Origin of the sequence: Nostoc sp. (assembly GCF_036917195.1) — a bacterium.
Taxonomy (GTDB): domain Bacteria; phylum Cyanobacteriota; class Cyanobacteriia; order Cyanobacteriales; family Nostocaceae; genus Nostoc.
The window spans coordinates 20,915-46,026 of the sequence record NZ_JBALDG010000020.1 but is presented as its reverse complement, the minus strand read 5'-3'; the positions used below and the strand labels follow the sequence as shown (position 1 = coordinate 46,026).

The following is a 25,112-nucleotide window of genomic DNA, read 5'->3' as shown; positions in this document are numbered from 1 at the left end:
CTCTCTCCATCTGAGTGCTGAGTGCTGAGTCCTAAGTAAAATAGTACGGATAAATCTGAGAGTAGTAAATAGTCAAAAGTTTTGCTTTGACTTGGGTAAACTCAGTTACTAGTTTAAGTTTCTCATCAGTTTGTCTGAATCAAGTCTTTTATCTTCAGACTCAGAACTTTGTTCCGTGGTAATATTAAGTTGCACGAAACCGCAAAAAGCCGTGGCTACTCTATAGCAATCCGATCTGAGTTGTAAAAATTATTTTGTTTAACGAACCGCAAAGGACGCAAAGGCCGCAAAGTGTAGAAAGAGAAGATTTTACAGATGATTTAGGATTGCTATAGCAGTCCTAAATGATTTATGAACTTTTCTGTTTCTCCTTTTGGCGCTCTTGGCGCCTTCTCTGCGAGACGCTGGGCGTTCGCGTAGCGTTCCGTTGGCGCAGCCTCTCGTAGAGAAGGAAAGGCGGTTCGATAATTTTCATAACTCAAATGGGATTGCTATATATTAAAATTTATTCTATGAATGATCAGTACATGGTTTCTGTGTTGGTGGCGGCTCTGGCAAACTCTTCCCTTGTGCTAGAATCCCTCTGTGAATAGGGTTTGAGACGCGCTAACTCTGGCTCAGTTAGCATACCTTGAAAACCATCGTTGCAAACATAAGGGATATGCAAAACACAGATATAGTTGTCATTGGTAGCGGTATTGGCGGTTTGAGTTGTGCTGCTCTTTTGGCACGGTATGGCTTTGATGTGATAGTCTGCGAAAGCCACTCTATTGCTGGAGGCGCTGCCCATGCTTTTGAGCGCAATGGTTTCAAATTTGACTCGGGCCCGTCCCTCTACTCTGGACTGTCTTACAGCCCCTCTGCCAACCCATTGCGACAAGTGCTAGATGCAATTGGCTCTGAATTACCATGCGTAACCTATGATACTTGGGGTTGTTGTCTGCCAGAAGGTGATTTTGACACGGGGGTTGGTGCCGAGCAATTTTGTGAAGTGCTGATGAAATTCCGTGGTGATAATGCTGTAGCCGAATGGCAGGAACTCCAGCGCGTTATGGAACCATTCGCTAATGCAGCAACTTCTATACCACCAGCCGCATTACGCTTTGATTTTGGTGCAGTTAGAACTGTGGCCCCGTTTGTCGGATCTATGACAAAAAATGTGGCGAATATCATCAAACTGACGGGCCCCTTCAGCCGGATTATGGATGGTGCTGTTAAAGACTCGTTTACGCGAAATTGGCTCAATTTGCTGTGTTTTCTACTTTCTGGACTACCAGCAGATGGTACTAGCGCCGCAGAGGTAGCATTTATGTTTGCCGACTGGTATCGACCAGACGCAGTACTTGAATATCCGATTGGTGGTAGTGGTGCTTTAGTTGACACTCTTGTCCAAGGATTAGAGCGTCACGGTGGGAAGCTGATGCTGGGTGCTCATGTGGAGCAAGTGCTTGTAGAAGGTAATCGTGCAGTGGGTGTGCGTCTGCGCGATCGCCAAGAAATTCGGGCGCGGCGGGCAGTAATTTCTAATGCATCGGTTTGGGATACACTGAAGTTGCTACCAGAAAAGGCAATACCTAAACAGTACCGTAGCAAACGACAGGCGACACCTGAGTGTGATAGCTTCATGCATCTACATTTAGGCATTGATGCTCAAGGATTACAGTCAAATTTGCGGTGTCATTACATCGTAGTCAATAACTGGGAATTGGGTGTGACAGCACCTCAGAATGTTGTAGTGATATCAATCCCTTCAACTCTCGATCCATCCTTAGCACCCGCAGGTAAGCATGTGATTCATGTGTATACTCCTGGTAATGAGCCGTATGCTCTGTGGCAGGGAATGGATAGAAGGAACCAAGAATATGCCGAACAAAAGCGATCACGTGCAGAAATAATGTGGCAAGCGCTACAGCGGATCATTCCAGATATTCGCTCTCGTTGCGAAGTCACACTTGTTGGTACACCTCTAACCCACGAGCGTTATCTCCGTCGTCACCAAGGTTCCTACGGCCCAGCAATTCCGGCTGGATCTGGTATGTTTCCTGGCCCCAGCACACCTCTACCAGGACTGATGTGCTGTGGCGACTCGACATTTCCCGGCATTGGTTTACCAGCAGTCGCCGCTAGTGGGATGATTGCTGCGAATACCCTTGCACCGGTTAATAAGCATTTAGCTATGCTTCATGATATCAGGTGGATTTAATTTTTTGATTATAAAATTTAGTTGCCAACAGAGCCGCACCCGCTGCCAAAACTGCTAGTACACTGTCAGGTTCAGGTACAGCAGCAACTTCAGCATCAATTCGTGCAGTTCCAGCAAACAAACCGGACAAGTTAGGGTTTTGCAGTATAGTCGCAAACTCTGGAGAAATCAACAATTCAACATCAGAGATGGTTAAATTTTCACCATCAAATGCCACAGGTTTTGGAATACTCAAATCAAACAAAATTGTATTTAAAGAAAGTGTATCTCTTAATACAAATCCACTGGCACCTGTGACGGTACGTCCTGGAGCAAAACCAATTGAAAAGTCACCAACAGTAATATTATGGTTGAAGGTAACACTACCAGTATGCTCAAATGTACCTGAGAGCGGAGTAAAACCGCCCTCGTCACTGAATGTAAAGTTAGTAGCTGAGTCGATGTTAAAGCCTACCAAATAATTGCTGGGAATTGGTGTAACTGTATCATTAGTGCCTGTCAAGGTTAGCCCGATATTTTTAAGAATATCCTCGTGATCATGATCGATGCTGGTGACTCCAGATATCACTTTAAAAGTTGCAGCTTCTACCTGTATGGGTGTAATTGATATAAAAGCTGCTGTAGTACAACCAAGAACCCCTGCAAATTTAGAAAAACGCATAGATACTCCTTATCTTCGTAGTTTATTCTATCTAAAAAAACACTCTTTATTAATCTAAAAGCTTAAGTATTTTTGCTAAAAAACTGATTTTTAAAGAGAAAAAAATATTTTTTAAAACTTTATATGAAGTCATCATCAAGTTAATAACAAAATTTAAATCATTCAGTTACAAATGCAAAGTTAAGTAGGCGGGTAAAAATAAATATCACTACTCAGGATGGAGCGTAGAGTATGAAGTATAAGGCATTATGGATAGAAGATGATAAAAATATAGTTACGTTTAATTATGTCCAAGCGACTGCGATCACAAAGGACACAAAGAAAGAAATAATAAGCCAATAAAATTTGGTGCAGCCCCGCAAAAAAATGGTATTACAATTTATAGAGATTTGGTATCAATAAAGTTAATAACAATTAACTATAAGGTTGTATAAAACAAGGGGATTTTGCCCCTTGTCTTACCAAGCCTGATTTTGTACAGTTTCACAAAGAATTGGTACAAGTATTTCTTTCTTCTTTTTGTGTCGTACCCTGCGGTCAGCCGCAACTCTACAAGACGCTCTTGCGTTCGCGTCTTCGTTCAAAAAATTGACTTTGACAAAGAGTTTTAGCCTTAACCCAAGCGGATTGGATCGTGTATGGTTTTCATATTACGTTGACATTATAGCGCTACAAGATTGTGTTAGGACTATTATATCGAGTGCAAAAAAATCTGATGCCTGCCCCCTATAGCTATGACCTGCGCCAAAAAGCGATCGCGGCGGTGAAACGTGGAGAACGTAAAAGTGATGTGAGCCGGATGTTGAATATTAGTCGGAATAATAAACGCACTGACTCTTGCAAAACACATAGTTTAATTTACTCTCGCCGGACTTATACTAATTCTGTATGAAGATGCGCCTATAAGACTTACACAAAACAATATTCTGTAGGGGCAATTCATAAATTACCTCTATATGAATAAAGCGCAACCTCACATAGAATTAGTATTATATAAAGTCCGGGTAATTAGTTATGATTCCCACAGTCATTGCACCCCACACGCCAGATGCTCTACTTAATCCTCTAAGAGCTTGCTCTCAGGGGAGACGAAGCGTAGCTTTGGCTCTTTGGGGTTCTTCAGGTTTAATAAGTAATCAAGCGGACATGATATTACTTGTTGATTTATAGACTTGTTCTAATCCACCAGCTTATTTTCTCCAAATTAGGATCTATTTGCTGCCAAAAGCTTGCTAATGAATCTGCTTCTCTTGCTGCTGTGAGTATTTTATCTATACTGTCAAAGTTTTTTTGAATCAACTGCTTATCTAGTTTAGGAATATCTAATTTAAGATACTTCAGACGGTTGGGTAACTCTACTTTCTCTCTTGTCGGCAAGTTGGGAATCTGATCAAGTTGTTCTATAATTTTATCTATTGATGCAATTACTTCTTCAATATTCGGCTTTTTAGTTTTTAATTGTAAATTTTTTTCTTCAAATGTTTCTTCTTGAGTACCTAACTTTACTATCACTATTTTGACAAAAAAAATATTGTAATCAACCTCACTAACTTCACCTACTTGTTGATGATATTTTCCACTTTTATTTATAAGTACTATGTCACCTTTCTCAATTCTGTCCTTCATAATTTATACAACCTTTGAATTAAATTGCTAAATAATCTCCTCTACAGAAAATACTACTCTAAAGCCACAAACCCTCAGTCCACCGTCTGACTCATTCCAGCTACGACTGGCGCTGCGACAAAGTTCTGCACTGAAACTCCAAGAACCACCGCGTAAGACTCGGCGATTAATATCACCGCCAACTTCCCAAGCTGTTCCATCTAAGGGTGCATCGTTATAATTGTTGTGCCAAGAATCAGCGCACCATTCCCAAACTAGCCCGTGCATATCGTATAATCCAAAGGCGTTAGCTACTTCAAAACTACCAACGTTTGTTGTTTCTTTACGGAATTTGCTTTTTGGTTCGACAGCACAACTGACTAACTCAGAGGTAATCGTTTCACCAAAATGGAAGGATGTTGTAGTTCCAGCCCGACAAGCATATTCCCATTCAGCTTCACTCGGTAAACGATAGTCGCGTCCGGTTTTTTCTGATAGTCTGAGACAGAATTCTACAGCCTCATACCAAGATACATTTTCCACTGGTCTATCTAGACCTTTGAATTTCGATGGATGGGGATTTAAAGCTTGTTTGACTTTGGGTAAAGCCGCTACTACTCTCCACTGTGCTTGAGTTACAGGAAATTTCCCCATAAAAAATGGTTCGACGCTAACTTCGTGTTGAGGACGTTCGTCAGCATCCCCTTCAAACTCTGGTGAACCCATTATGTAAGTACCACTAGGAATTGATACCATTTCTAGTGTGACAGACTTACCCAATTCTTCAGCAAAGAAGTTTGCATTGCTGTTCACGCGGTTTACTTCTCTACCACCCGTGTCTACTGTCACTACATCAAATTCAAAGGTTTCTAAGGAGAGTAATGGTATTATTACTTTTTGTGGTAGCAGCGGTAATATAGATTGGGACATCGAAACAATTTTTAGGGCAATCGGTTCAATGTTCGATGTTGTAAACTTCAAATCGTTGAGAACTTCAACTGCTGTTTGATATCTTTCGCTCGGTAAATGTTTTAGTAGTTTATCTAAAATTTTCCCTAAGTCATCACTGATAGTAATACCTTTTTCTTGTAACCGTTGACGCCACAACCACTTAGCATTCATAGCATCATAAATAGGGTCATTAATCTGTCCAGAAGCATCCTGTAAAGGCAAACATCGAGTTAAAAGACGCACGCAAGTTACACCCAAAGCATACAAATCACTGGCGTGACAAGCAAATCCAGCCATTTGTTCTGTTGGGGCATAACCAAGGGTATAAATTACTGTAGCTTGTCTTCCTAAACTGGTTTGTGTTAGCTGTTTAGCACCCCCAAAATCAATTAATACGGGTTTTTCATCACTTGCACGGCGGATAATATTTTCTGGTTTTATATCCCGATGAATGACATTATGGGTATGAATGAATTCCAGAACTGGCAATAAATCAGCTAAAAGTTCCCAAATTTGTTTCTCACCATAGATTTGTTGCTGAACTTCTTGTAAGAGAGTTTTTCCTTGAATAAATTCTTGTACGAGATACAAGCTAGTACCTTGTTCAAAATAAGCTAGTAATCTGGGAATTTGCGTATGATTTTCTCCCAGTTCATACAACCGAAAAGCTTCTTCTTTGAAAAATTCCGCTGCTTTGGTGCGTTGTCCTGTTCCCTGAAATTGTGGGAAAAATTGCTTGATGACACAAGGCGCATTTAGTCTGTCTACATCTTCTGTTGCATAGGTTCTGCTAAACCCACCTTCACCTAAGAGTCTTAAGACGCGGTAACGGTTTCTCAGAAGTTTGCCAAAGTTGCTTTGTCCGCAACTCACGCAAAATCTATTGCCATCAGAGTTGAATGGATTTGAGCAATTGGGATTTTGGCAGATTTGCATAATCAGGAGGAAATAGCATCTTCTCCAAAGTTAGCCCCAATATTATCTAATTGAAAACAGTTTTGTAGAGAAGCGAACACGGAATTTTTTATATGTGCTTAAAAACTATCTTTCCCATGAGGATAGAAGGATGATTAAAATAATTCGTAATGGGCTTCTCTACGAGACGCTGCGCGAACGCCCCGTTAGGCTAACGTAATTCGTTATTAAGTTTTGTAATAGGATTTAAACTTACCACAAAACTTGGCGCTTTTAGAAGCGGGGGACTTAAAGCCCCAAAATTAGTTAACAATTCTAAATTAAAAATTTAAAATTCAAAATTTAAGAGAGTTACATAAGAGGATTTAAACCTGAATTAAACTGATATTGGTACATTACGCTAGCCGTAACACACCCTGCATTTTAATATAGCTCTTGTTCACTATCCAAAAAAGTTCGTAAAGAACCAAATGAACATAGTAGGGTAGCACAGCTGTGCTACCCTACCCGTGTACCTGATTCAAATGAGAATCGCTATATCAGATAACTTAATTGACCTTACGTTGGAAACTAAATGTTCCAGACTGTCCAGGTTGAAGTGGCCCAGGAATTGTGTCTAGATAAGTGGTGATATTAACGCCAATCGCATCCGTTACTGCTGCTCCCAAATTTAGATAAGTTACAATTCCGGCAGGATCAATTGCAGTATTAAACACATGACTGGTATCCACCGTTCCATTGCCATCATTGTCTTTCGCCCAGCTATTATTAGTGGAATTACCATTTTCAGTAATAATGATTCCAGTTGCACTTATAGTAGCGTTATTTGAGCCGATGGGAACTGATGAAATATTGGTGTAAGTAATCCGATACTCAATAATGTTGCCTACACCAGGCTTTTTCGGTGTTGTGCTAAAAGTGCTATCATTCGTAGCAACAGCAGATCCACTTCCTTGTATAATTCGAGATTCTTTCACAAGTTTCAAGAAACCTGTGTAAACTTGGTCAATAGTATTATTGTAAGATTCTCCAGAATTAAACGCTCCATCATTATTGCTATCCACAAAAGCTCGAATTGTCACAGGAAAAGCTTTACCTGTATCTGTTGATAGAGGCGTTCCTCCAGGTAAATCTACAGTTACGGTATAATCAACTGGGAGATTATTGAGGGTTGGTAAGACAATTCCTAAACCAGAAGTCAAGGTGAAGACAGTGCCATTGTATGTATAAGTGGCAACATTGGCTCCAGAAGTTAACGTTACAGTTGTACCTGATGGGAGGTCACTAGTATTGGTTGGGGTAACTGGTACTAGTAAGACATTACTCAACAACGTTGGATCGGGGTTTAGTATAGTATTAAAGAAGCTGACAGCACCAGGATCGAGGGTAGATCCTGGCGGCAGATAGAGTGAAACGATCGCTGATTGGTTTGAAAAATCATTATTATTATCAGTCGCTCCCACAGCGTCAGGGTGCAAATGCGGCCCATTCAAAATCGAAGTTTGGGCAGTCATCGTAAAGGTGTTAACTTCACCTCCAGGCCCTTGACCTGTGTTGTTATTACTGCTATCTGCCCCTTGACTAGCAACATTTGCTACCCCACTATTAGGAATATTTGAACCAACAGTACCATCATCATTAAAGTTGCTAGGGTTTTGGTCGCCTGACTCATCATAAACTAGCTGATTGAGTGTATCACCTTGAGTTTGACCAAAGCTCTGAGCAATATTAGAAATCGTGGCTGTAGAAGTCAGAACTCCATTTGTCACCACTTGGAAGGATAATCCATTTACTGTTGTCCCGGCAGTGAGAGTGCCAGATTTAACAAATCCAACACGAGTTACCAATGTTAAATCAATGGGTACACTACTAGTCCAAAGGGCATTGTTTGCCGTCACTACTGTAGGCGTCACTGTGTAAACAACAGTCCAACCTGTAGGAGGGGTAACTACACTCGCTAAGTGAGTATTTACAGGAATGGCATCAGATACCAAAATTTTGGCACCAATCAGCGCATCTACATTGATATTCGTACCTACTAAATTTGCGGGAGTTAATCCTGTACTACCTGCGGGACTTGTGGAATCAATTTTTAGACTTAAATCGTAGGTCAACTTATCATCACCTAGATTGTTGGGTGTACCGGAATCTGAATACCCAGAACGAACTTTTAAGACTTTAGCAAAGGCCTGTGGAGTTGCAGAGATGGTAGTTGTTTGTATAGCGCTAGCTTCTCGTTCTCCATTCAACGGTACCCCTGCCGTTTCTCCTGCTGTTGCATCTGAATTATCAACGGTACGGACTTCCGTAGTGTTTGAGCCATCAGGACTATCAGGTTGGTTTTGGGTAGTATTACTGTTATCGTTAGGGCCTGTATCACCTAGTAATACTGAAATATTAGAACCTGGCGTTGCCAACAAATTAACTGTGACAGGAACACGCACTTTGACAAATCCACTAACAGGAATGGAACCAGTGGTAAAACCAGCGTTGGGAATAGTAGTTTCAAATGTACCGTTGCCATCTAAATCTGCGGTAATTGCGCCAGCTGTTGCTGGCCCTGTAATAGTAGCTTTACCTGGAATAAAGAAACGGGTGGGATCATTTCCCACATTAGTAATCAAAAAATCGTAGTACAGCAAATCGTTAGAAACAACACTACCACCTGTTGTATCTGTCATGCCTTGAGAAGTCACCGTAATTCCTGCTATCTCTGCTACAGTAATTGTTACAGTATTGGAAGTAGTTTTATTAAGAACATTTACTCCCAAATTATTCACGTAATTATATTCAGCAGTTGCGGTGTTGTTGATAACAGTACCAGCAGTTGTACCATCTGCTAGAGAAGGCATTACTAGTGTAAATGGGCCTCCTAAAGAAATTACTGTTGCTAATAAAAAACGGTATTGATGCAATTTATGAGCGAAAAAGTTGCGTGATGGTTTCATGATTTATGAACCGATTTTCAGTCTTTTAATTTTTCTTCTGTAAGATTTTGCACCAGTTGTTTTAAAACTTTTTTTAGAGAGTAGACACTGCTTACTATTCACTCAAATACTGATTTTTAAGCACTGCTGACTCTACGAATATTCAGAATGATTTAGACCTAAACTTCACATATTCAATTTTGTTTGTAAAACCTAATACTTAACACCGAAAATTTGCTTAATTTGAAGTATTGCCTGATTTTAAATAATTGGTATAAATACTAATTATTGACCCTTGAGTCTTAACTTAACTCAGCACTCTCTATGCTGAATAGCACTAAAAAAAGCTCAAACACTTGTGGTTTAAGCAGTTTGTAATTGCTTACGTAATTCCGATTGAATATAACTTAAAGAATTCTCAGTGTTCTCATCTATGATTGAATCAGGTACAGTACTTAAAGCCTTAGAAACTGCGATTCCATCTGATGCTATTGAACAGACGAAGATTGTAAAGATTGATTTGACTCTTATTTGAAGCTTTTATTGTCTCCAGAAGCACGAATTAATTCAGCGACAAGAGCAACGATCGCAGATACTGAAATCAACATCACACTTAAAGCGTTAATGTCAGGCTTGACTCCGGTTCTAATGCGGCTAAAAATTTCCATTGGTAGGGTGTTAGAACCGCTACCAGCAGTAAAACTGGCAATGAGAAAGTCATCTAAGCTAAGGACAAAGGCCAAGAGACAACCAGCTACAATACCAGGCATCAATTGAGGTAACAATACTTTCAGGAAAGCTTGTGTGGGTGTAGCGCCTAAATCTAATGCTGCTTCTTCTAAATGAGGATCTAAATTAGTCAGTTGTGAACCAACTACAAGTCCGACGTAGGCCAGACAAAACACCACATGGGCTGCAACTATTGTCCACAAACTTAAGGGTATTGCAAACGCCGCTAGGCATACTAAGGTAGCTACTGCGATCGGAATATCAGGAATAATCAATGGTACGTAAGCAATACCACGATACAATTTTTTACCAGGAAATTGGTAACGCGCCAACCCAACTGCCATCAAGGTTCCCAGCACTGCTGAAATCCCCACTGCACAAACAGCAACTATCATACTGTTTTGCAAAGCTGATAAGATGCGATCGTCATTGAACAACTTGCTATACCAATCGAGAGTGAATCCTTGCCAAGTTGCACTGTAGGGCGACTGATTGAAGCTATAAAAGCCAAGTACCAGTATAGGCAGGTACATGAAAATAAGTATTATGAGTGAGAAAACCGCCTGCCATGAGACACGCGGTTTTTTGAAAGATGCAGAGATATTCACGTTTATATTTAATTTTTATTGATAGCAACATAAAATATCATATTTAATGAAATAAGTCAATAATTTTACTCTTTTCTCTAGCCCTGTCAAGGTGGGCGCAAGTATTCTAAAACCCTTGATTTAGCGTTGATTTGATTTTGGCAAGCACGCATTTATTCATCTTTTACCGACCGAAAATTATCACATGAATCTAGCCCTAATTTTGTCTCAAAGAGGCAAAACCTTGGCTGTAGACTTCGACCTACAAGGAAATCTGAGTCAGTGGCTTGGGATTAAGGTAAATAGGTTGATTGTAGGGCAACCCTATCTTATGAAAATCTACCCTTTGGGCGGCTACGGGTTGTCCTTTAGGTACGGAAAGCCGCGCTAAGAGTGACTACACACTTTATTCTTTAATTAACATTTGAAAATCAGATAATTAACAGACGATAATAGAGCTTTTTAGTCCATTATCACCATTTAGCTGAAATTTTGACGATTAAATAAAATTCATCCTGATCAAAAAACTATATTTAAAATTGCACCAAATCACCAAAAATTAATAAATTAGAATGTATTTACCTCTTTAGTAGTGGGTAATTTCCGTACTAGGATAGATAAAAAATGTATAAAGATGAACTTAAAATTTGAAGGCAATTGTTAATAAGTTTAGTATCTGAAGTTACTTTCTGATGCAGAGTGAATCAATTACAAGCATTAGAGCAACAGAAAGAAGAAACTTCTAATTCAATTTTTATTTTTTAGGAGGTTTGTGATGCGAATTGCCCAAGTAGCTCCATTATGGGAAAGAGTTCCGCCTCCAGCTTATGGTGGTATAGAGTTAGTAGTGGGGTTACTGACTGATGAATTAGTTCGACGCGGACACGAAGTAACTTTATTTGCATCGGGAGATTCTATTAGTCTGGCAAAACTAACGTCAGTTCATCCCCGTGCCCTCAGACTTGATCGCACTATCAAAGATTACAGCGTTTACGAAATGCTGAATCTAGCTTCGGTGTATGAACGTGCAGAAGAGTTTGATATTATTCACTCTCATGTGGGGCATGGGACAGTGACCTACGCAAATCTCGTCACAACCCCTACAGTTCATACGTTGCACGGTATTTTTACTCCTGACAACGAAAAGATATTTAGTTTTGGGAAAAAACAACCCTACGTCAATATTTCCGATGCACAACGAGAACCAAGGTTAGGGTTAAACTATCTAGCAACGGTCTACAACGGAATTGATGTCAGCAGTTATGAGTTTCACGCCCAACCAGAAAATCCGCCCTACCTAGCATTTTTGGGTCGGATGTCTCCAGAGAAGGGAGTGCATTTAGCAATAGAAATTGCCAAACAAGCTGGTTGGCATTTGAAAATGGCAGGCAAGGTGGATGTTGTTGATGTGGAATACTTTGAGAAGGAAATTAAACCGCACATTGACGGGAAGCAAATTGAGTATCTAGGTGAAGCTAACCATGCTCAAAAAAATGCCCTCATGGGAGGTGCAGTCGCAACTCTGTTTCCGATCACTTGGCGGGAACCGTTTGGGTTGGTGATAATTGAATCAATGGCTTCTGGTACACCAGTGATTGCGATAAAATTGGGGTCTACTAAAGAGGTAATTTCCCACGGCAAAACAGGTTTCCTCTGCAATAATATTCAAGAGTGCATCAGTGCTATTGACCAAGTAACAGAGTTAGACCGCTATGCCTGTCGCCAGCATGTCGAAAATATTTTCAGCGTTAAGCATATGACTGATGGCTATGAGGCGGTTTATCAACAAGTAATAGCAGAACGATTTTCTCAGAATGGGCATTCCCGCAGTTTGCTTAGTTTAAGTAGCGATCACATTTAAATTGTCTGCCCCAGATCCGCGACTTCATAAAAGTTGTCCGGGATCTTGTTAATCAAATCAAAAGACCTCTAAGAGGTTTTACTACGCAAAACCTGTCCCTCTCTAAGTCCTAGAGGCACAGACTTTAACTTTAGTTCAAGGCAGAAAGAGGTTTATCGAACTCACCTTAAATAAAGACTGCTACCAAGTAACTTGTTCGCGCCATTTTTCTACAGTTCTAGCACTAACTCCTGGAACTCTTTCTAAGTCTTGTAAAGATGTAAATTTTTGCTGTTGACGGCTAAGAATTATCCGCTGTGCTAACTTTTTACCCACGCCAGGGAGAGTTGCTAATTCTTCCAGACTTGCAGTGTTGATATTTATTTGTTTAATTACTTCTAGTTCGCTTGATGAAGCTTTTATCTGGGGACACCGTGTTTGTTCTAATTTAATTTTTTCTTGAATTGCTGGTGGTAAACCGGGTTTAACTTTGGTATAAAGACGAGCAAATTCTCGCACATAATGAGCAGCAACTATAGGATTTTTAATCACTATAAGCGTCTCATCGTTACCATTATTGGCAGCGTCTGACCAATTATGAGAACCTGTAATTACTGTTTGGCTATCAATCACACCAAATTTGTGATGCAATAAATCGCCTTTGGGTAACACAGGTACGCCTACGGTGGTAATTGGATTTGACCAAGGATGGTTATCAACTTCATATTTACATTTATTACTGAGAGCAACCCCCATCATATCCAATGCTTCGCTATAGGGACGATAGGCAAATTGCGGTTCAATTAAAGCGCGAATTTGGACACTTTGTTGATGGCGATTTTCTAAGATATTGGCAAGACGTTGATCGGAAAGGACAAATAACGCCATATCAACAGATTTAGTTGCTGAATCTAAAGTTTTACCAATTAAACCATTACTACTGTTATTCCAGGGTTGAGTTAGAGAAGTAGGGGAAAATTGCACAGTAATTATGGTTTGATTTAATGTAATTTGTTTAGGCGATCGCATCGGTTTTTCCAAACCAAATCGACTATCTGGCTTACCTCCTGGCCCATCTCCCCACATAATGTTAAACTCTTCTGTAAATAAAGATGCTAATTCTGGGCTGTCAATCTGTAATAAGTTATTAGCATTGCCTAAAGAGTTGGAATTTGTAAAATCACCAGAAGTATCACTTAAAGTAAAATTCGCTGAAGTAATAATTACAATGCGATTGTCCACAATTACAAATTTGTGATGCATCAAACTGCTACCGGCTGAACCATCTGCTTGATCATCTATCCAGGGGATTTTGGCATTTTGCAAAATTATCAAAGCATCTCTTTGATTAATCTCTGCTGAACTGAGTTGATTATCTTGATTAATATCGATAAATTGGCGAAATTCGTGATAGCGTTCCTGTTCTCTTTTATTTAACTTACCTACTTCAGCAGATGTTAAACTACTCCAAGGTCGGCTATAGGTATTTTCTAAAATTATCCTGACTTTTACCCCAGCTTTTTGTCTATCAACCAGTGCTTGGGCAACTTTGGGTAAACGTAATTCTTGCACTGCCATATCTACTGTAGATTTAGCGTGCATAATAGCATTGACAATCTGTTTTTCTAAATCATCCCCCAGGCGAGTTTGCTGACGGTAAGGTTCTTTGTATTCTGAAGACTCAGAATGGTTAAAGTAAACTTGAACTAATGGGTCTTGTGGTAAAGGTGCTGGACGCTGATTGTAGGACTCGACTCGTTGACAACCAGCGAGGGGAAATATCAGTAAAAAGATATATAAAAAATATCTTTGTCTAGAGATATGTTGCACTGTAATCTGTTAAAAGTGGATTGGGAGTGGACATATTTATCATTCCCAAAATTTTATGTTTTGAATTAAGTAGATAAATAGCTTTCCAAGCAAAGGGAAAAATCCACTGCTAGAGGCAGAATTACAAAGATTTTTTCAGGATTTGTCCACTAAAACTGTATATTCTGAAAATATCAGCAGCCTAGTACCAACATGTGTTCTCACCATTATTCAGTTATATGCAAATTTATCTAGATTACAGCGCCACCACTCCCACTCGAAAAGAAGCGATCGCAGTTATGCAAACAGTCCTCACCCAACAGTGGGGTAATCCTTCCAGCTTACACGAATGGGGGCAACGGGCTGCAACGGTTGTGGAACAAGCCAGAGTCCAAGTTGCTGGTTTAATTAAGGCCGCCGATCCGGCATCCATAATCTTTACCTCTGGCGGCACTGAGGCAAATAATCTAGCAATTATGGGTGTAGCTCGGTTGTATGCTGTTCCTCAACATCTAATTATCTCCAGCGTCGAGCATTCAGCAATTTCTGAGACAGTGCGGTTCTTAGAGATGTGGGGTTGGGAAGTTACGCGCTTGTCTGTAGATATTAAAGGTAGAGTCAATCCCCTAGATTTAAAGGCGGCGTTGCGACATAACACAGTCTTAGTTTCCGTGATTTATGGTCAAAGTGAAGTAGGGACTGTGCAACCAATTGAGGAACTGGGTAAGGTTGTGCGATCGCATGGTGTTCTGTTCCATACAGATGCGGTGCAAGCTGCGGGACGCTTACCTATAAATGTGCAACAACTCCCAGTAGACTTACTTAGTCTTTCCAGTCATAAAATATATGGCCCCCAAGGTGCAGGGGCGCTATATGTGCGTCCTGGTGTGGATTTGATCCCCTTACTGGGTGGTGGTGGGCAAGAAATGGGACTGCGTTCTGGTACGCAAGCAGTACCGATAATTGCGGGCTTTGGTGTCGCAGCAGAATTCGCAGCAGAAGAATTGGCTACAGAAACACCACGGTTAATTGAGTTACGCGATCGCGCTTTTGCCCAATTAGCTGAGATTCCTGGTTTAATTGCTACAGGGGATGGCTGCGATCGTTTACCTCACCATGTCAGTATGTGTCTAGAACACGCCGATGGCGAAAAATTCAGCGGTAAAGCCTTGGTACGACAGCTAAACCTTGCAGGTATCGGCATCAGTGCTGGTGCTGCCTGTCACAGTGGTAAACTTAGCCCCAGCCCGATATTGTTAGCGATGGGTTATTCTGAAAAAGCTGCCTTGGGCGGAATTCGCATCACATTGGGGCGTGATACGACGCAAGCTGATATAGATTGGACAGCGATGGTATTGAAGCAAGTTTTGCAGAGGCTAACACCAGATTTATCTTTAGTCAAGCGTTAGTCCCTCATACTAAAATTTAGATACAGCATTTGTCGGAGTGTTTTCTATGTCCCTGCAAGAGCTTAAAGAGCAAGCCCGTCAACTGCCAGCGAGCGATCGTCTTGAACTCGTCCGTGCGATCATTGAATCCTTGCAAGATGTTCCAACCCAACCACCTGAGCGATCGCGCATTATCAAGCAGATGAAAGGTTTGTTGAAGACCGACCAGCCAGCGCCGACTGATGAACAGGTGGAGTCGATGCTAGAAAAACGTCGGGTGGAGAAGTATCTTTAGTGATTTTGATTATAACGAAGAAGTGCGATCGCCAGTTTCGTGCAAGTTCCTGAGTATATACGATCGCACTGTAAAATCGGGATGTAAAGCACTTTTATGTTTACTGCTATGAACTTTCCTCCCCAACTCCAACAGAAAATTGAAAAATGGGCAAGCAGTCAGGGAATATCGACTGAGCAGTTTATTTTGCAAGCGATCGCTGAAAAAATTGATGCACTCACTCAGCAAACGGCAGAAACAACCAATATAGTGTCTTCTAACCAACCAAATGTCTATCGAAAAGAAGGGATTTTGGTTGTAGATGCCCAATTACCAGAAAACTTTGATTTGAATACCTTCATAGATGAATTGAGAGAAGAACGCATTCGGCGCTGAATCCGAATCACTTCACTCGTTTAGGAAATGCGATCGCTAATCTCGTGCAAGTTCCTGAGTAAGTGCGATATTTATGCAGTTTCCGATCGCTTTTTGCAAGAAATAACTGGCCATAGGCGATCGCCTTTACCATATTGATCCTTTCGTCACCATCATATTCCTCGGCAGGACTGCTAGGATTTCCATAGATTCGGTTTAACAATCAGCTACTCAAGCAAATTTCAGAGTTGCATTTATCAAATTCCATGCTAACCAGACCATAAATATTAGCTAATTTCAGGACAATAACACCATGAACATTGCCAAACTCACCACTGATGGCACTCACCAAATGGTCATTTTACCCGAAGACTTTCAACTCACTGGTACTGAAGTCTATATCAAAAAAATTGGTAACGCCATTGTCCTCATTGCCAAAGATAACCCCTGGCAATTCCTCATCGATAGTCTAGACAATTTCTCCGATGATTTCATGAATTCTAGAGATCAGCCACTCCTTGACACCAGAGAGAACTTCTAAATGCGATACCTGCTTGATACCAATATCTGCATTTACCTCATCAAGGAAAAACCCCAAAAAGTACTGGATAAATTCCAAACCCTTAGCATTTATGATGTCGGTATATCTTCTATCACAATTGCCGAACTCGAATATGGATGCATGATAAATCTTCTAATTAGGGGGTTTTGGCAAAAGGCGATCGCACCAAAAACAAAAACCTGTGGTGTTTACCACAGGCTATTTTTTACTGAAGCTTGAAAATTAAATAACTACTTATTACAACCTCGGCGATCCCACTCCCGCCATTTTTGATAGTGTCGCAAGGCATCACAAGACATATTGTCGTGCATTGCTTGGACGTGGGGCGGCACAAGCGGTTCCAAGGTTGAGCTTGGCAAGGGGCTTGGTTTGTCAAAAGCATGACGAAGTTCGCTGCAAAGTCCAATAGCAAGCGTCAAAGCTACAAATATCTTTAATCCAATCTTTATAAAGCTGTGTTTAGGAGGTGTTTTATCCGAAGGTTGTTGATTGAACTTTTTCATGCTGCGTTTTATCGTAAACCACTTAATACATGTTTCCCCTCGGAGGTAATTAATTTGACAAACAAAATAAATACACATTACGGACGCGCAATTTAAACGCACAAAGTTCGGTTAACCGAACTAATGCAAATACAAAAAGCGTTAGCGCAGATCGCGTAGTCGCTCCTAACTCCTAACTTAAGTGATCGCTACATCCCGATCTGAAAGTCTTACCAACCACGAGCGCCAATAGCGTGGCAGTGGTAGCTCATTGCAAGGCTAGCGGGGCTATCTGTTCTAACAGCTACTTGTTGGCGTATTTTCTCTTCAGTCAATTTAACTCCTTGGCTGTAGGTTCTAAAGCCGACAATGGACAAGGTTTCATCTCCGCAGGAAGCCCTAACCAATATCTCACTCATCAAGCCATTTTTCATCTGGTAAACCTTGAGAACACTACCAAATCCGGGTTCCCTTTTCCGCATACTGGTGGCATCTAGTAAAAACGGATCGCCATCGCTGTCATATCCAACGTTGACAAATTTTTCTGCACTTTGGGCGAATACGACGCTGTTAAAGCTCGAAGTCGAAACTGCTACGGCAGTCAACAAAACAGCAATGTGCTTGAGGTAGTTCATTAAATTACTGGTAGTCTATAATACCTCATTTTTATCTTGACACGACAAAATACTGTTGCAGTAAGGACACCGAAAAATGAATGAAGTTTGTGTAAAAATAGCCATTCCCAACAGTTGGACACCACCCTTATACCGCCTTGGACAACGAGTAAAGCAAGGTGAAATTATCGGTCTAGAATATCATCCCCCAGGCACACAGAGAGCCTACGAATTCGGACAAGGCTGGAGTTACACCGTACTGCTAGATGATTATTCTGCTGAGGTTGATATTTACAAAGAGCGTCAGATTGAACTACCGACCGACTCTGAATCACACTCATGTGTTCAAGAACTAATTAACCAACACCAAATCAGAATAACGGCACTTACTGAACAAATGGAGTTGCTAAAAGGCAACAGCAACAGAAAAACCGCACCGCCCTGCTGCAATTTCTGCTACCTCTAGAAATTGTCGAATTCAATCAAGCATCTGCAACGATTTACGGCAGCATCAGAAGCAATCTAGAAAGTAGAGGACTTATTATTAGTGCAATGGATATGCTAATTGCTTCTCATGCGCTGAGTTTAGGGGTTACCCTCGTCACCAATAATGTGCGAGAGTTTTCTCGTATTCCTACGCTCTTATTAGAAAACTGGGTTGAGTAGTTGTAAATAGGCTGTGTGTCATCACATTGCGTTGCTAGGGTTTCCCCGGTTGTATTTCTACTTTTGAGCAAGCTACGTGCAGCGTCTGTGAACAGGAGAAGCAAGTGTCCGTGGCGTTTACGCTTTTACCACAATGATTTTGCGTCTCTACAACAAGATTCATACATCTAATCAGTAACGCTGCCGAAAGTGTTAAAGGAGTTTTTTCCCAAAAGGTAATATTTTGAGTCATAAAGGAATTCAAGCATGACTTATTTTGATTACTTTTGAGGCTTTTCTTGAATGAGTAAAACCATCATTGGAATTGGGATGTTTATTGGCTCTACGATTGGCAGCTACATCCCTGCATTGTGGGGTGGAAGTTTACTATCATTCACCTCGATCCTTTTGGGCGTCATTGGTGGCCTTGTGGGGATTTGGCTTGGGTATCGCGTATCAAAATATCTCGGTTTTATCTGATCGGCACTCTATGTCACTGTTGCTGAAAGCCTTAAACGAGTCTTTTACCAACAGATAAAATTTTAAGTATGTCTTCTATACGATGTCTACGACGGGCTACGCCTACGCACTTCTTAAATTGGGATGTGAAGCACCTTTGTGTTTACTCCTATGAACTTTCCTCCTCAACTTCAATAGCAGATATAAAAATGGGCAAGTAGTCAGGGAATCTCAACTGAGCAGTTTGTTTTGCAAGGGATCTCTGCTACCCTTTAAAAACAATGCCCAGAAATAAACCCACCAGTCTTTTCCCAAAGAAAAGCCAATCCAACCAAAATATAATATGAATAGCTACTATTACCCAAAATACAACTTGGTATGAAACCTTGCTACTTTTGTGACGTAATCTTCGTTGGGCGATGAATCCCCCCAACCATCCACCCATGAATTCACACAAATGTAATGTCTTTTCTGATATTCTCCAACGCCCTTGCTTTGCCCGAGATTTATCATCCGCGTACAGTGCAAAGGTAACAAAACTCATTACAAGATAGAGAATCAGAGGAATTGGGTTGAAAGTAGTTAATGCAAAATGCATTGCTCCTAAACTTGGTAATAAAGATAAGAGCAATACCTCAAACATTAAAGAAGATTTTGCTTTAAGCTGGAATGTTTCTTTCTTGATTGCGGACGATGAGACTCTCGGCAGAGGTTTGGATACAACTCCCTCAATGAAGGCGTTGGAAGCATAAATTCTGCCGTCTTTACCAACCGTTAGCTGATAGCAAATCACATCACCAACTTGTGGACGATGATTTGTTTCTTTGAGTGCAGTGATATGAAGAAAAACGTCTTGAGTGCCATCACTGGAGCGGATGAAGCCAAAACCCTTGTCATCCTTCCATGTTGTTAATTTACCTTTACGCAAAACAGGTTTCATCAAAGACCTTGATATCAATACTTCATTTTTATGCTTCCCATATTAAGATCAAATGATTCATATTCAAATTGAGCAACGCCAAAATCAGAGCTAATACTGAAACAATGGAAGTAATGCTAGAGTGACATATAAACTATGAGTGAACTTCCAAATACTCTTGAAGATGCGATCGCCCAATCTCAGACAGCCGTCCAAGCTGCCCTTGCAGATGGTTGTACTCGCATACAAGTTGAGTTCCTGTTCCCAGAACTCAAGTTTATGCCCGTGGCGGAACAATTTCTACCTGTGTTTACGGAATATGATTCCCGTTTGAAGATTTTCTTTGCTGACGCTGGTGCTGCGGCCCTAGCCCGCCGCAATTGGGCTGATGCACCATTTCAAATTTTGGATATTGGTACAGGTAGGGCTGCTTCCTTGCAGACAAAAATTCAACCAGAGGATAAAATTTTCTTATTCATTGCCCCCACTTCCGTAGAAGTGCCGCAGTTGGAAAAGTTATCTGAAGTAATAGGCGATCGCCCTTTAGTCTTGTTGAATCCCCGCCTAGAAGATTCTGGAACTGTGGGCATTGGTTATACAGCTAGAAAAATCCGCGATCGTTTTATCAGTACCATTGAATCCGCCTATTACCTGCGCCCTGTAGACGATCAAAGCGCCCTACGTCGCTGCTACCCAGGACAGTGGGAAGTTTGGCTGGAAACCGGCGGTGAATATCAAAGAATTGCCGAATTACCCACAAAACCATCAGGTGATGATTTGGAACTCATTCTCTTGAAAGGACAACCGCAAACAACAGACGCGGTACCTGCAAGAAAGCCCAGTGTGTTTAAGAGTTTGCAACGGTTCTTAAAGGCGTTGAGTAGTTAGGAGAAAGCAGAGGTAGCAGCAGGAAACTTGATCATCTGCTGCCTCATTTTAAGTTTTTTATTTATCCTTTGATAGTAAATCGTCACGAGTCAGACCGCTCCCGTCGCGAGTCAGACCGCTCCCTTCACGAAGGAAACCGCTCCCGTCACGAAGGAAACCGCTCCCGTCGCGAGTCAGACCGCTCCCCTCACGAGTCAGACCGTTCCCGTCACGAGTCAGACCGTTCCCGTCACGAGTCAGACCGCTCCCGTCGCGAGTCAGACCGCTCCCGTCACGAGTCAGACCGCTCCCGTCACGAGTCAGACCGCTTCAGTTTGTTGGGGAGTGCGTAGACGCAAAGCGATTTGTTGCTAGATATCGCTGCTTCGGCAGAGCAACAACTTAGGCGATCGCACTATATAATTCATAATTAATAATTCCCTCTGCCCCTAAATCAATGTACATATCGGTAATATTTTCTATGCGAATTAGCAAAGGATCATGAGTAATTCGCCACCCGTCCTTTTGTAATGCCGATTTCACAACATTGTGAAATTTATCTCTAGCTGACATAAACTGTTTTCTCAGCCTGTATGGGCATTCTAACAGGACTTACGCAAAGGTAACGTATTTCCGTCATCGCTGCGTAAGTCCTATCTAAATTTATTTTGCCAAAATCATGGGAGAAGAGGAGTTAAGAATTTTATTATTAACTCCTCACTCCTAACTTTTTTAATTCCCTTGCAACGGCGCATTCAAGACTTTCTCAATGCGATCGCGCGTTTCTAGTAAATGCGCTTTGGTGTATTCATCCTCGGAATCAACCCCCTTGAGTTTCTGATCAAGCTGTTTGAGTTTATACCAAGCTAGTGTGCGAGCATCTTCTGGAACAGATTCTTTTCGCAACACCATACCAGTTAAAATATCCAGATATTGCCGCTGCAAGCCTCGCCGCAAACTAGAAATCTTCATTGGTTTACCTTTTGGTTTGATTACTTCTGTCCAGATACCTGACTGTAAAGTGTCAAACAATTCTGGTAAACCCAGTGTATTCTCTGATTTAGTTTTGAGTTCAATATCCTTGAGGCGAGAGAGGCGATCGCCTGAGAGCAAATCTCGCAACACAGAACCCTGAATGAGTTGCACCAAGTCATGAATTGGAAAATCCAAACGACCAACTTGAGGAGAAGCACCCCAATGTCGCCAACGGGAAGGTGCTAATTTATTCAGTAGTTCTGGTGAAAAGCTCAGGGCATCTTCTGCAAACACGTACTTTTGCAGCGTTTCTAAAGCCTGGCGTTGTTCTTCAACTGGTATTGGTTCAAATGGTAATCGGTGTTGGCTAACTCCAGAGGGGATTTCGCTAGGGTGAATGCGATAGAAAGACTGTCCCCCGATATATTTTGTTGTGTAAAATATTTGCTGGAAATAGTTACCCAATACTGTGCTAAAACGTTCGCTGACATCGCTATAACTATCACCAGCCATTGGGTAACGCTGATCGAGACGTTCCCACATCACCCGCGAATTATTCAACTGCCACTGAGAATAAAGCAGTACATTGCTGCTGTTATCCCAAGCATCGGCAGTTGGGTCAAGGTCATACACATCTTCATCTGTGGAATAACTTAACTCTGGCTTGTAGGATTGTGCAGCAATTTGCTCCAAAATTGGCTTTTCCGCTATAGGAGTTGATGTTTGAATTGGTATGTAGCCATACTTAATCGCCCATTCATCATAAGGCCCCACCATGCTGGGAAAATAATCTCCCTGCTTTGTACCTTGAGGAGCAATATTTGGGGGAATGTAGTCCATTACGGAACTTGTCAGACCTTTAGTTTTAGTAATTTCCGTATTATTCATCTCCTGTGGTGCTAGCAGGGTACTACCACGGAAGTTATGCCGTAAACCAAGAGTATGTCCAACTTCGTGAGCAATGATTAAACGTAAATATTGATTGATATATTCTTTCACCTGGTCTGGAGTAGCCATGGTATCTGGCAGTAGTGACATTGCCAGTGAACCAAAGGCAAACTGGTTAGCAGCTTCCATCCCGTAGCATAAATCATACTCGCCTGCCATTTTCGATAAACTACTCAACAATCCCTGTTGATCTTGCATCTGCTGAGGGACATCATTGTTTTTGGCATCTAAACCATTGGCGCAAAGTAGACGATTTTGCATCAAAGCTGATAAAGTAGTCTGGTTTTGTGTTTGGCTAGGTTGGACGATTTTGCGATACTCATTCTTGAGTACCCTCACAAAGCTGGCATCTACGAGAATGTCTGCATCCAAAATTTCCCCAGTCAATGGGTTAACGCGGGATGGCCCCATTGCAAAATAACCATCGACTGTGTTAATCCAGCGAATCGTGTTGTAACGAATATCTGCTGGGTCCCATGTGGCGTCATCGGGCATTTGGCGGACTTCAATTGCATCTTTGAATCCCGCCTTGAGAAAGGCTTTGTTCCACATCAGGACGCCTTCTTTCATCGCATCGCGGTACTCTAAAGGCACAGCGTTATCAATCCAGAAGACAATCGGTTTTTTGGGGCGAGAAATTACTGCTTTTGGGTCTTGTTTTTCTAAGTCCCAGCGATTGATGTAGCGGACAAAAGAATCGCCGTGATCGTCTTTGGATAAATCTTGATAGGCGGTGATGAAATAACCGATGCGATCGTCAGCAAGGCGCGGTCGATAATCTTTATCAGGTAGTTGAGAGAGACTGTAGTGGACACGCAGGGTAAAGCCACGGTTGTCAGGTAGTGACGCAAAGCTTGGTATTTCACTCTCGTGGTCAGGGCCACCAGAGAAATTCAAAACTGACTCAATTTCTAAGTTTTGGGGAAAAGCTTTAGCAGTACCAAAATAGGACTGGTCTGTGGTTGCTGGGACTCCTAAACTTGCAGATAATCCACCTAAGTCTGTCAGTAACAAATCGCCCAAGTCGATGAGAATAGTTTTACGTTGTGGATGAATGCTTTTTATAGAAACGGTGTAAAGAACAGAGTCACTAAACGATCGCACCAGCGATCGCACTTGAGGATCTCCTTCACGAGTGCGAAAATTGACATTGCGGATGACAAAGTTTAATTTATCATCCACTCGTTGGAAATAAAACAAAAAATCTTGTAAAGGCATACCGCTGTAAATACCCCGTTCGCCAATCCCTGATTCCAGGGTTGTTGTAGCTAGGTAATTTTTATTGAGTTGCTCTGGCTTAATTTCTAGATAAATTTTATTCTTTTCTTTATTGCGATAAAGGGTAAACAGTCCCCCTGACTTTTGAGTGCCTTTGATTACTTCAGTAAACGGCTCTAAATCATCCTTTGCTGGTGGTTTGGCATTAGGATTAGGCTTTGAATTCGGTTTGTTTGGGGGTTTTGCAACTTGCAAAAATGGTTGCTGTGCTGCTTTTTTAAGGTCTTTTACTACCCAAATAAACGGTTGAGGCTGTACGTGTTTATTTTGATTAACTACCCAAACTTGCCCTGACGGTAGCCTCTGTTTCTGGGAAATATTGATATTATTTGGCGATAAAGCTGAGATTTTAGTTGCAGAAGTTTCTGTGGTTAACTGACTATTAGATTTCTCTCCACTTCTACCTGTAACGACGGCTTCTAAAACCCGCACAGTCTTATGGGTGGCTGACAATTCTGTATTAACATTCACAGATGGTGACTTGGCGCTAGCTGTTACTATTCCAAAAAACAAACCATGTAACAAAATCATATAAAAGGTTAATCTGTTCATCGCATCAATCCCCCGATAACTATACCGTAGTTAATTTTTAACTTTTGCAAAGCTATGTAGCCAGCTTTTTACCGATTCTCTCAATTGCTTTATATCAAGCAGTAAACTTTAGACTTCAATTTTAGTTGCAATTTTTTAGCTTTGTTACACTGTTGTACTAGAGGATTTTTCCTAATAATTGCATCTCTCACAAACAGGAAGTATTATTTTTACATCAGACTAGTACCGCAAGGCGGAAGTCAAAAATCAAAAGGAGCCAGTGCATTGGGCGGCTCTGCCAACTTGTTCGCGCAGCGTCTCCTTTAGGAGAAGCAACTGGCGTTCAAAAGTCAAAAGTATTATGGAATAAGCTCTTTAGGAATTTTAAATGGTTGCTCTATTTACGCCGTAGCGTACTAGTAAATATTGGGAAAAAAAATCTAACAAATTAACCAAATTTGGCAAATTACTTGATTTTTGAAAGAATTTTTCCGATGATCCTTTATTTGTATCAGGAGAAGAAGCTTGAGGTTACTTCGGGTTAGCGATAAGCCGCCCTCCAGGAACG

The 25,112-nt window shown here is 41.2% G+C and carries 24 protein-coding genes and 1 pseudogene; 13 read left to right on the top strand and 12 right to left on the bottom strand.

Annotated elements, in window-relative coordinates; genetic code table 11:
• Positions 1 to 661: 661 nt before the first annotated feature.
• Positions 662 to 2,203 carry an NAD(P)/FAD-dependent oxidoreductase gene (locus V7K40_RS06215; RefSeq protein WP_334957714.1) on the top strand — a complete coding sequence of 514 codons (1,542 nt, stop codon included), beginning with the start codon at positions 662 to 664 and terminating at the stop codon, positions 2,201 to 2,203.
• Here V7K40_RS06215 and V7K40_RS06210 read toward each other — a convergent pair.
• Positions 2,190 to 2,864 (bottom strand): hypothetical protein, encoded by a 675-nt coding sequence (locus V7K40_RS06210; RefSeq protein WP_334957712.1) that lies wholly within the window; start codon positions 2,862 to 2,864, stop codon positions 2,190 to 2,192. The two genes, V7K40_RS06215 and V7K40_RS06210, sit on opposite strands and share 14 nt — an antisense overlap.
• 715 nt (positions 2,865 to 3,579) lie before the next feature.
• On the opposite strand from V7K40_RS06210, the pseudogene V7K40_RS06205 reads away from it, so the two are divergent.
• A pseudogene (locus V7K40_RS06205) lies at positions 3,580 to 3,684 on the top strand (IS630 family transposase); the annotation flags it as partial.
• Positions 3,685 to 4,028: 344 nt separating this feature from the next.
• Here the strand turns inward: V7K40_RS06205 and V7K40_RS06200 are convergent.
• The 4 genes from V7K40_RS06200 to V7K40_RS06185 all read right to left on the bottom strand — a co-directional run bounded on the left by V7K40_RS06200 (position 4,029) and on the right by V7K40_RS06185 (position 10,524).
• A complete protein-coding gene (locus V7K40_RS06200; protein WP_334957710.1) occupies positions 4,029 to 4,490 on the bottom strand; it encodes a hypothetical protein in 462 nt (153 codons plus the stop codon).
• A gap of 27 nt (positions 4,491 to 4,517) precedes the next feature.
• A complete protein-coding gene (locus V7K40_RS06195; protein WP_334957708.1) occupies positions 4,518 to 6,356 on the bottom strand; it encodes a bifunctional serine/threonine-protein kinase/formylglycine-generating enzyme family protein in 1,839 nt (612 codons plus the stop codon).
• A gap of 527 nt (positions 6,357 to 6,883) precedes the next feature.
• A complete protein-coding gene (locus tag V7K40_RS06190; RefSeq protein ID WP_334957706.1) occupies positions 6,884 to 9,283 on the bottom strand; it encodes a hypothetical protein in 2,400 nt (799 codons plus the stop codon).
• Positions 9,284 to 9,789: 506 nt separating this feature from the next.
• Entirely contained in the window at positions 9,790 to 10,524 is a 735-nt protein-coding gene (locus V7K40_RS06185) for an ABC transporter permease (protein ID WP_334957704.1), read from the bottom strand.
• An 829-nt stretch (positions 10,525 to 11,353) separates the two neighbouring features.
• Here V7K40_RS06185 and V7K40_RS06180 point away from each other — a divergent pair.
• Complete coding sequence (locus tag V7K40_RS06180) at positions 11,354 to 12,439, top strand: glycosyltransferase family 4 protein (protein WP_334957703.1); 1,086 nt, start codon at positions 11,354 to 11,356, stop codon at positions 12,437 to 12,439.
• Between the two features lie 180 nt (positions 12,440 to 12,619).
• Here V7K40_RS06180 and V7K40_RS06175 read toward each other — a convergent pair whose 3' ends face one another.
• Positions 12,620 to 14,248 (bottom strand): DUF655 domain-containing protein, encoded by a 1,629-nt coding sequence (locus V7K40_RS06175; RefSeq protein WP_334957702.1) that lies wholly within the window; start codon positions 14,246 to 14,248, stop codon positions 12,620 to 12,622.
• Positions 14,249 to 14,466: 218 nt separating this feature from the next.
• Between V7K40_RS06175 and V7K40_RS06170 the strand changes: the two genes are divergently transcribed.
• From V7K40_RS06170 to V7K40_RS06160, 3 genes are all read left to right on the top strand, one after another.
• Positions 14,467 to 15,636, top strand: coding sequence for a cysteine desulfurase family protein (locus tag V7K40_RS06170; protein WP_334957700.1), 1,170 nt, complete (start codon positions 14,467 to 14,469; stop codon positions 15,634 to 15,636).
• 46 nt (positions 15,637 to 15,682) lie between these two features.
• Positions 15,683 to 15,910, top strand: coding sequence for a hypothetical protein (locus V7K40_RS06165; protein WP_334957696.1), 228 nt, complete (start codon positions 15,683 to 15,685; stop codon positions 15,908 to 15,910).
• 96 nt (positions 15,911 to 16,006) lie between these two features.
• Entirely contained in the window at positions 16,007 to 16,285 is a 279-nt protein-coding gene (locus V7K40_RS06160) for a hypothetical protein (RefSeq protein WP_334957694.1), read from the top strand.
• A 7-nt stretch (positions 16,286 to 16,292) separates the two neighbouring features.
• Here the strand turns inward: V7K40_RS06160 and V7K40_RS06155 are convergent, their stop codons facing one another.
• Positions 16,293 to 16,487 carry a hypothetical protein gene (locus V7K40_RS06155; protein ID WP_334957692.1) on the bottom strand — a complete coding sequence of 65 codons (195 nt, stop codon included), beginning with the start codon at positions 16,485 to 16,487 and terminating at the stop codon, positions 16,293 to 16,295.
• Between the two features lie 90 nt (positions 16,488 to 16,577).
• Here V7K40_RS06155 and V7K40_RS06150 point away from each other — a divergent pair, with 90 nt between their 5' ends.
• Both V7K40_RS06150 and V7K40_RS06145 read left to right on the top strand, forming a co-directional pair.
• Positions 16,578 to 16,805, top strand: a complete 228-nt coding sequence (locus V7K40_RS06150) for an AbrB/MazE/SpoVT family DNA-binding domain-containing protein (protein ID WP_334957690.1) — start codon at positions 16,578 to 16,580, stop codon at positions 16,803 to 16,805.
• Complete coding sequence (locus V7K40_RS06145) at positions 16,806 to 17,045, top strand: PIN domain-containing protein (protein WP_334957688.1); 240 nt, start codon at positions 16,806 to 16,808, stop codon at positions 17,043 to 17,045. It begins immediately after the preceding gene.
• An 11-nt stretch (positions 17,046 to 17,056) separates the two neighbouring features.
• Here V7K40_RS06145 and V7K40_RS06140 read toward each other — a convergent pair whose 3' ends face one another.
• Together V7K40_RS06140 and V7K40_RS06135 are read right to left on the bottom strand one after the other, a co-directional pair.
• The gene (locus V7K40_RS06140) at positions 17,057 to 17,329 is read right to left on the bottom strand and encodes a hypothetical protein (RefSeq protein ID WP_334957686.1); all 273 of its coding nucleotides are present in this window, start codon (positions 17,327 to 17,329) and stop codon (positions 17,057 to 17,059) included.
• A gap of 209 nt (positions 17,330 to 17,538) precedes the next feature.
• Complete coding sequence (locus V7K40_RS06135; protein ID WP_334957684.1) at positions 17,539 to 17,943, bottom strand: hypothetical protein; 405 nt, start codon at positions 17,941 to 17,943, stop codon at positions 17,539 to 17,541.
• Between the two features lie 76 nt (positions 17,944 to 18,019).
• On the opposite strand from V7K40_RS06135, the gene V7K40_RS06130 reads away from it, so the two are divergent.
• From V7K40_RS06130 to V7K40_RS06120, 3 genes are all read left to right on the top strand, one after another.
• Positions 18,020 to 18,388, top strand: coding sequence for a hypothetical protein (locus V7K40_RS06130; RefSeq protein WP_334957682.1), 369 nt, complete (start codon positions 18,020 to 18,022; stop codon positions 18,386 to 18,388).
• Positions 18,364 to 18,588 (top strand): type II toxin-antitoxin system VapC family toxin, encoded by a 225-nt coding sequence (locus tag V7K40_RS06125; protein WP_334958156.1) that lies wholly within the window; start codon positions 18,364 to 18,366, stop codon positions 18,586 to 18,588. The genes V7K40_RS06130 and V7K40_RS06125 overlap by 25 nt, the downstream gene beginning before the upstream one ends.
• 282 nt (positions 18,589 to 18,870) lie before the next feature.
• Complete coding sequence (locus V7K40_RS06120) at positions 18,871 to 19,047, top strand: hypothetical protein (RefSeq protein WP_334957680.1); 177 nt, start codon at positions 18,871 to 18,873, stop codon at positions 19,045 to 19,047.
• A gap of 244 nt (positions 19,048 to 19,291) precedes the next feature.
• Here the strand turns inward: V7K40_RS06120 and V7K40_RS06115 are convergent, their stop codons facing one another.
• Positions 19,292 to 19,966, bottom strand: a complete 675-nt coding sequence (locus V7K40_RS06115) for a cold shock and DUF1294 domain-containing protein (protein WP_334957678.1) — start codon at positions 19,964 to 19,966, stop codon at positions 19,292 to 19,294.
• A 135-nt stretch (positions 19,967 to 20,101) separates the two neighbouring features.
• On the opposite strand from V7K40_RS06115, the gene V7K40_RS06110 reads away from it, so the two are divergent.
• Together V7K40_RS06110 and V7K40_RS06105 are read left to right on the top strand one after the other, a co-directional pair.
• Positions 20,102 to 20,833 carry a DUF1995 family protein gene (locus V7K40_RS06110; protein ID WP_334957676.1) on the top strand — a complete coding sequence of 244 codons (732 nt, stop codon included), beginning with the start codon at positions 20,102 to 20,104 and terminating at the stop codon, positions 20,831 to 20,833.
• Positions 20,834 to 20,901: 68 nt separating this feature from the next.
• Positions 20,902 to 21,165, top strand: coding sequence for a hypothetical protein (locus V7K40_RS06105; RefSeq protein ID WP_334957674.1), 264 nt, complete (start codon positions 20,902 to 20,904; stop codon positions 21,163 to 21,165).
• Between the two features lie 49 nt (positions 21,166 to 21,214).
• On the opposite strand, the gene V7K40_RS06100 is transcribed toward V7K40_RS06105, so the two are convergent.
• Positions 21,215 to 21,385 (bottom strand): element excision factor XisH family protein, encoded by a 171-nt coding sequence (locus V7K40_RS06100; protein WP_334957672.1) that lies wholly within the window; start codon positions 21,383 to 21,385, stop codon positions 21,215 to 21,217.
• A 159-nt stretch (positions 21,386 to 21,544) separates the two neighbouring features.
• Positions 21,545 to 24,565, bottom strand: coding sequence for a zinc-dependent metalloprotease (locus V7K40_RS06095; protein WP_334957670.1), 3,021 nt, complete (start codon positions 24,563 to 24,565; stop codon positions 21,545 to 21,547).
• Between the last annotated feature and the right edge of the window lie 547 nt (positions 24,566 to 25,112).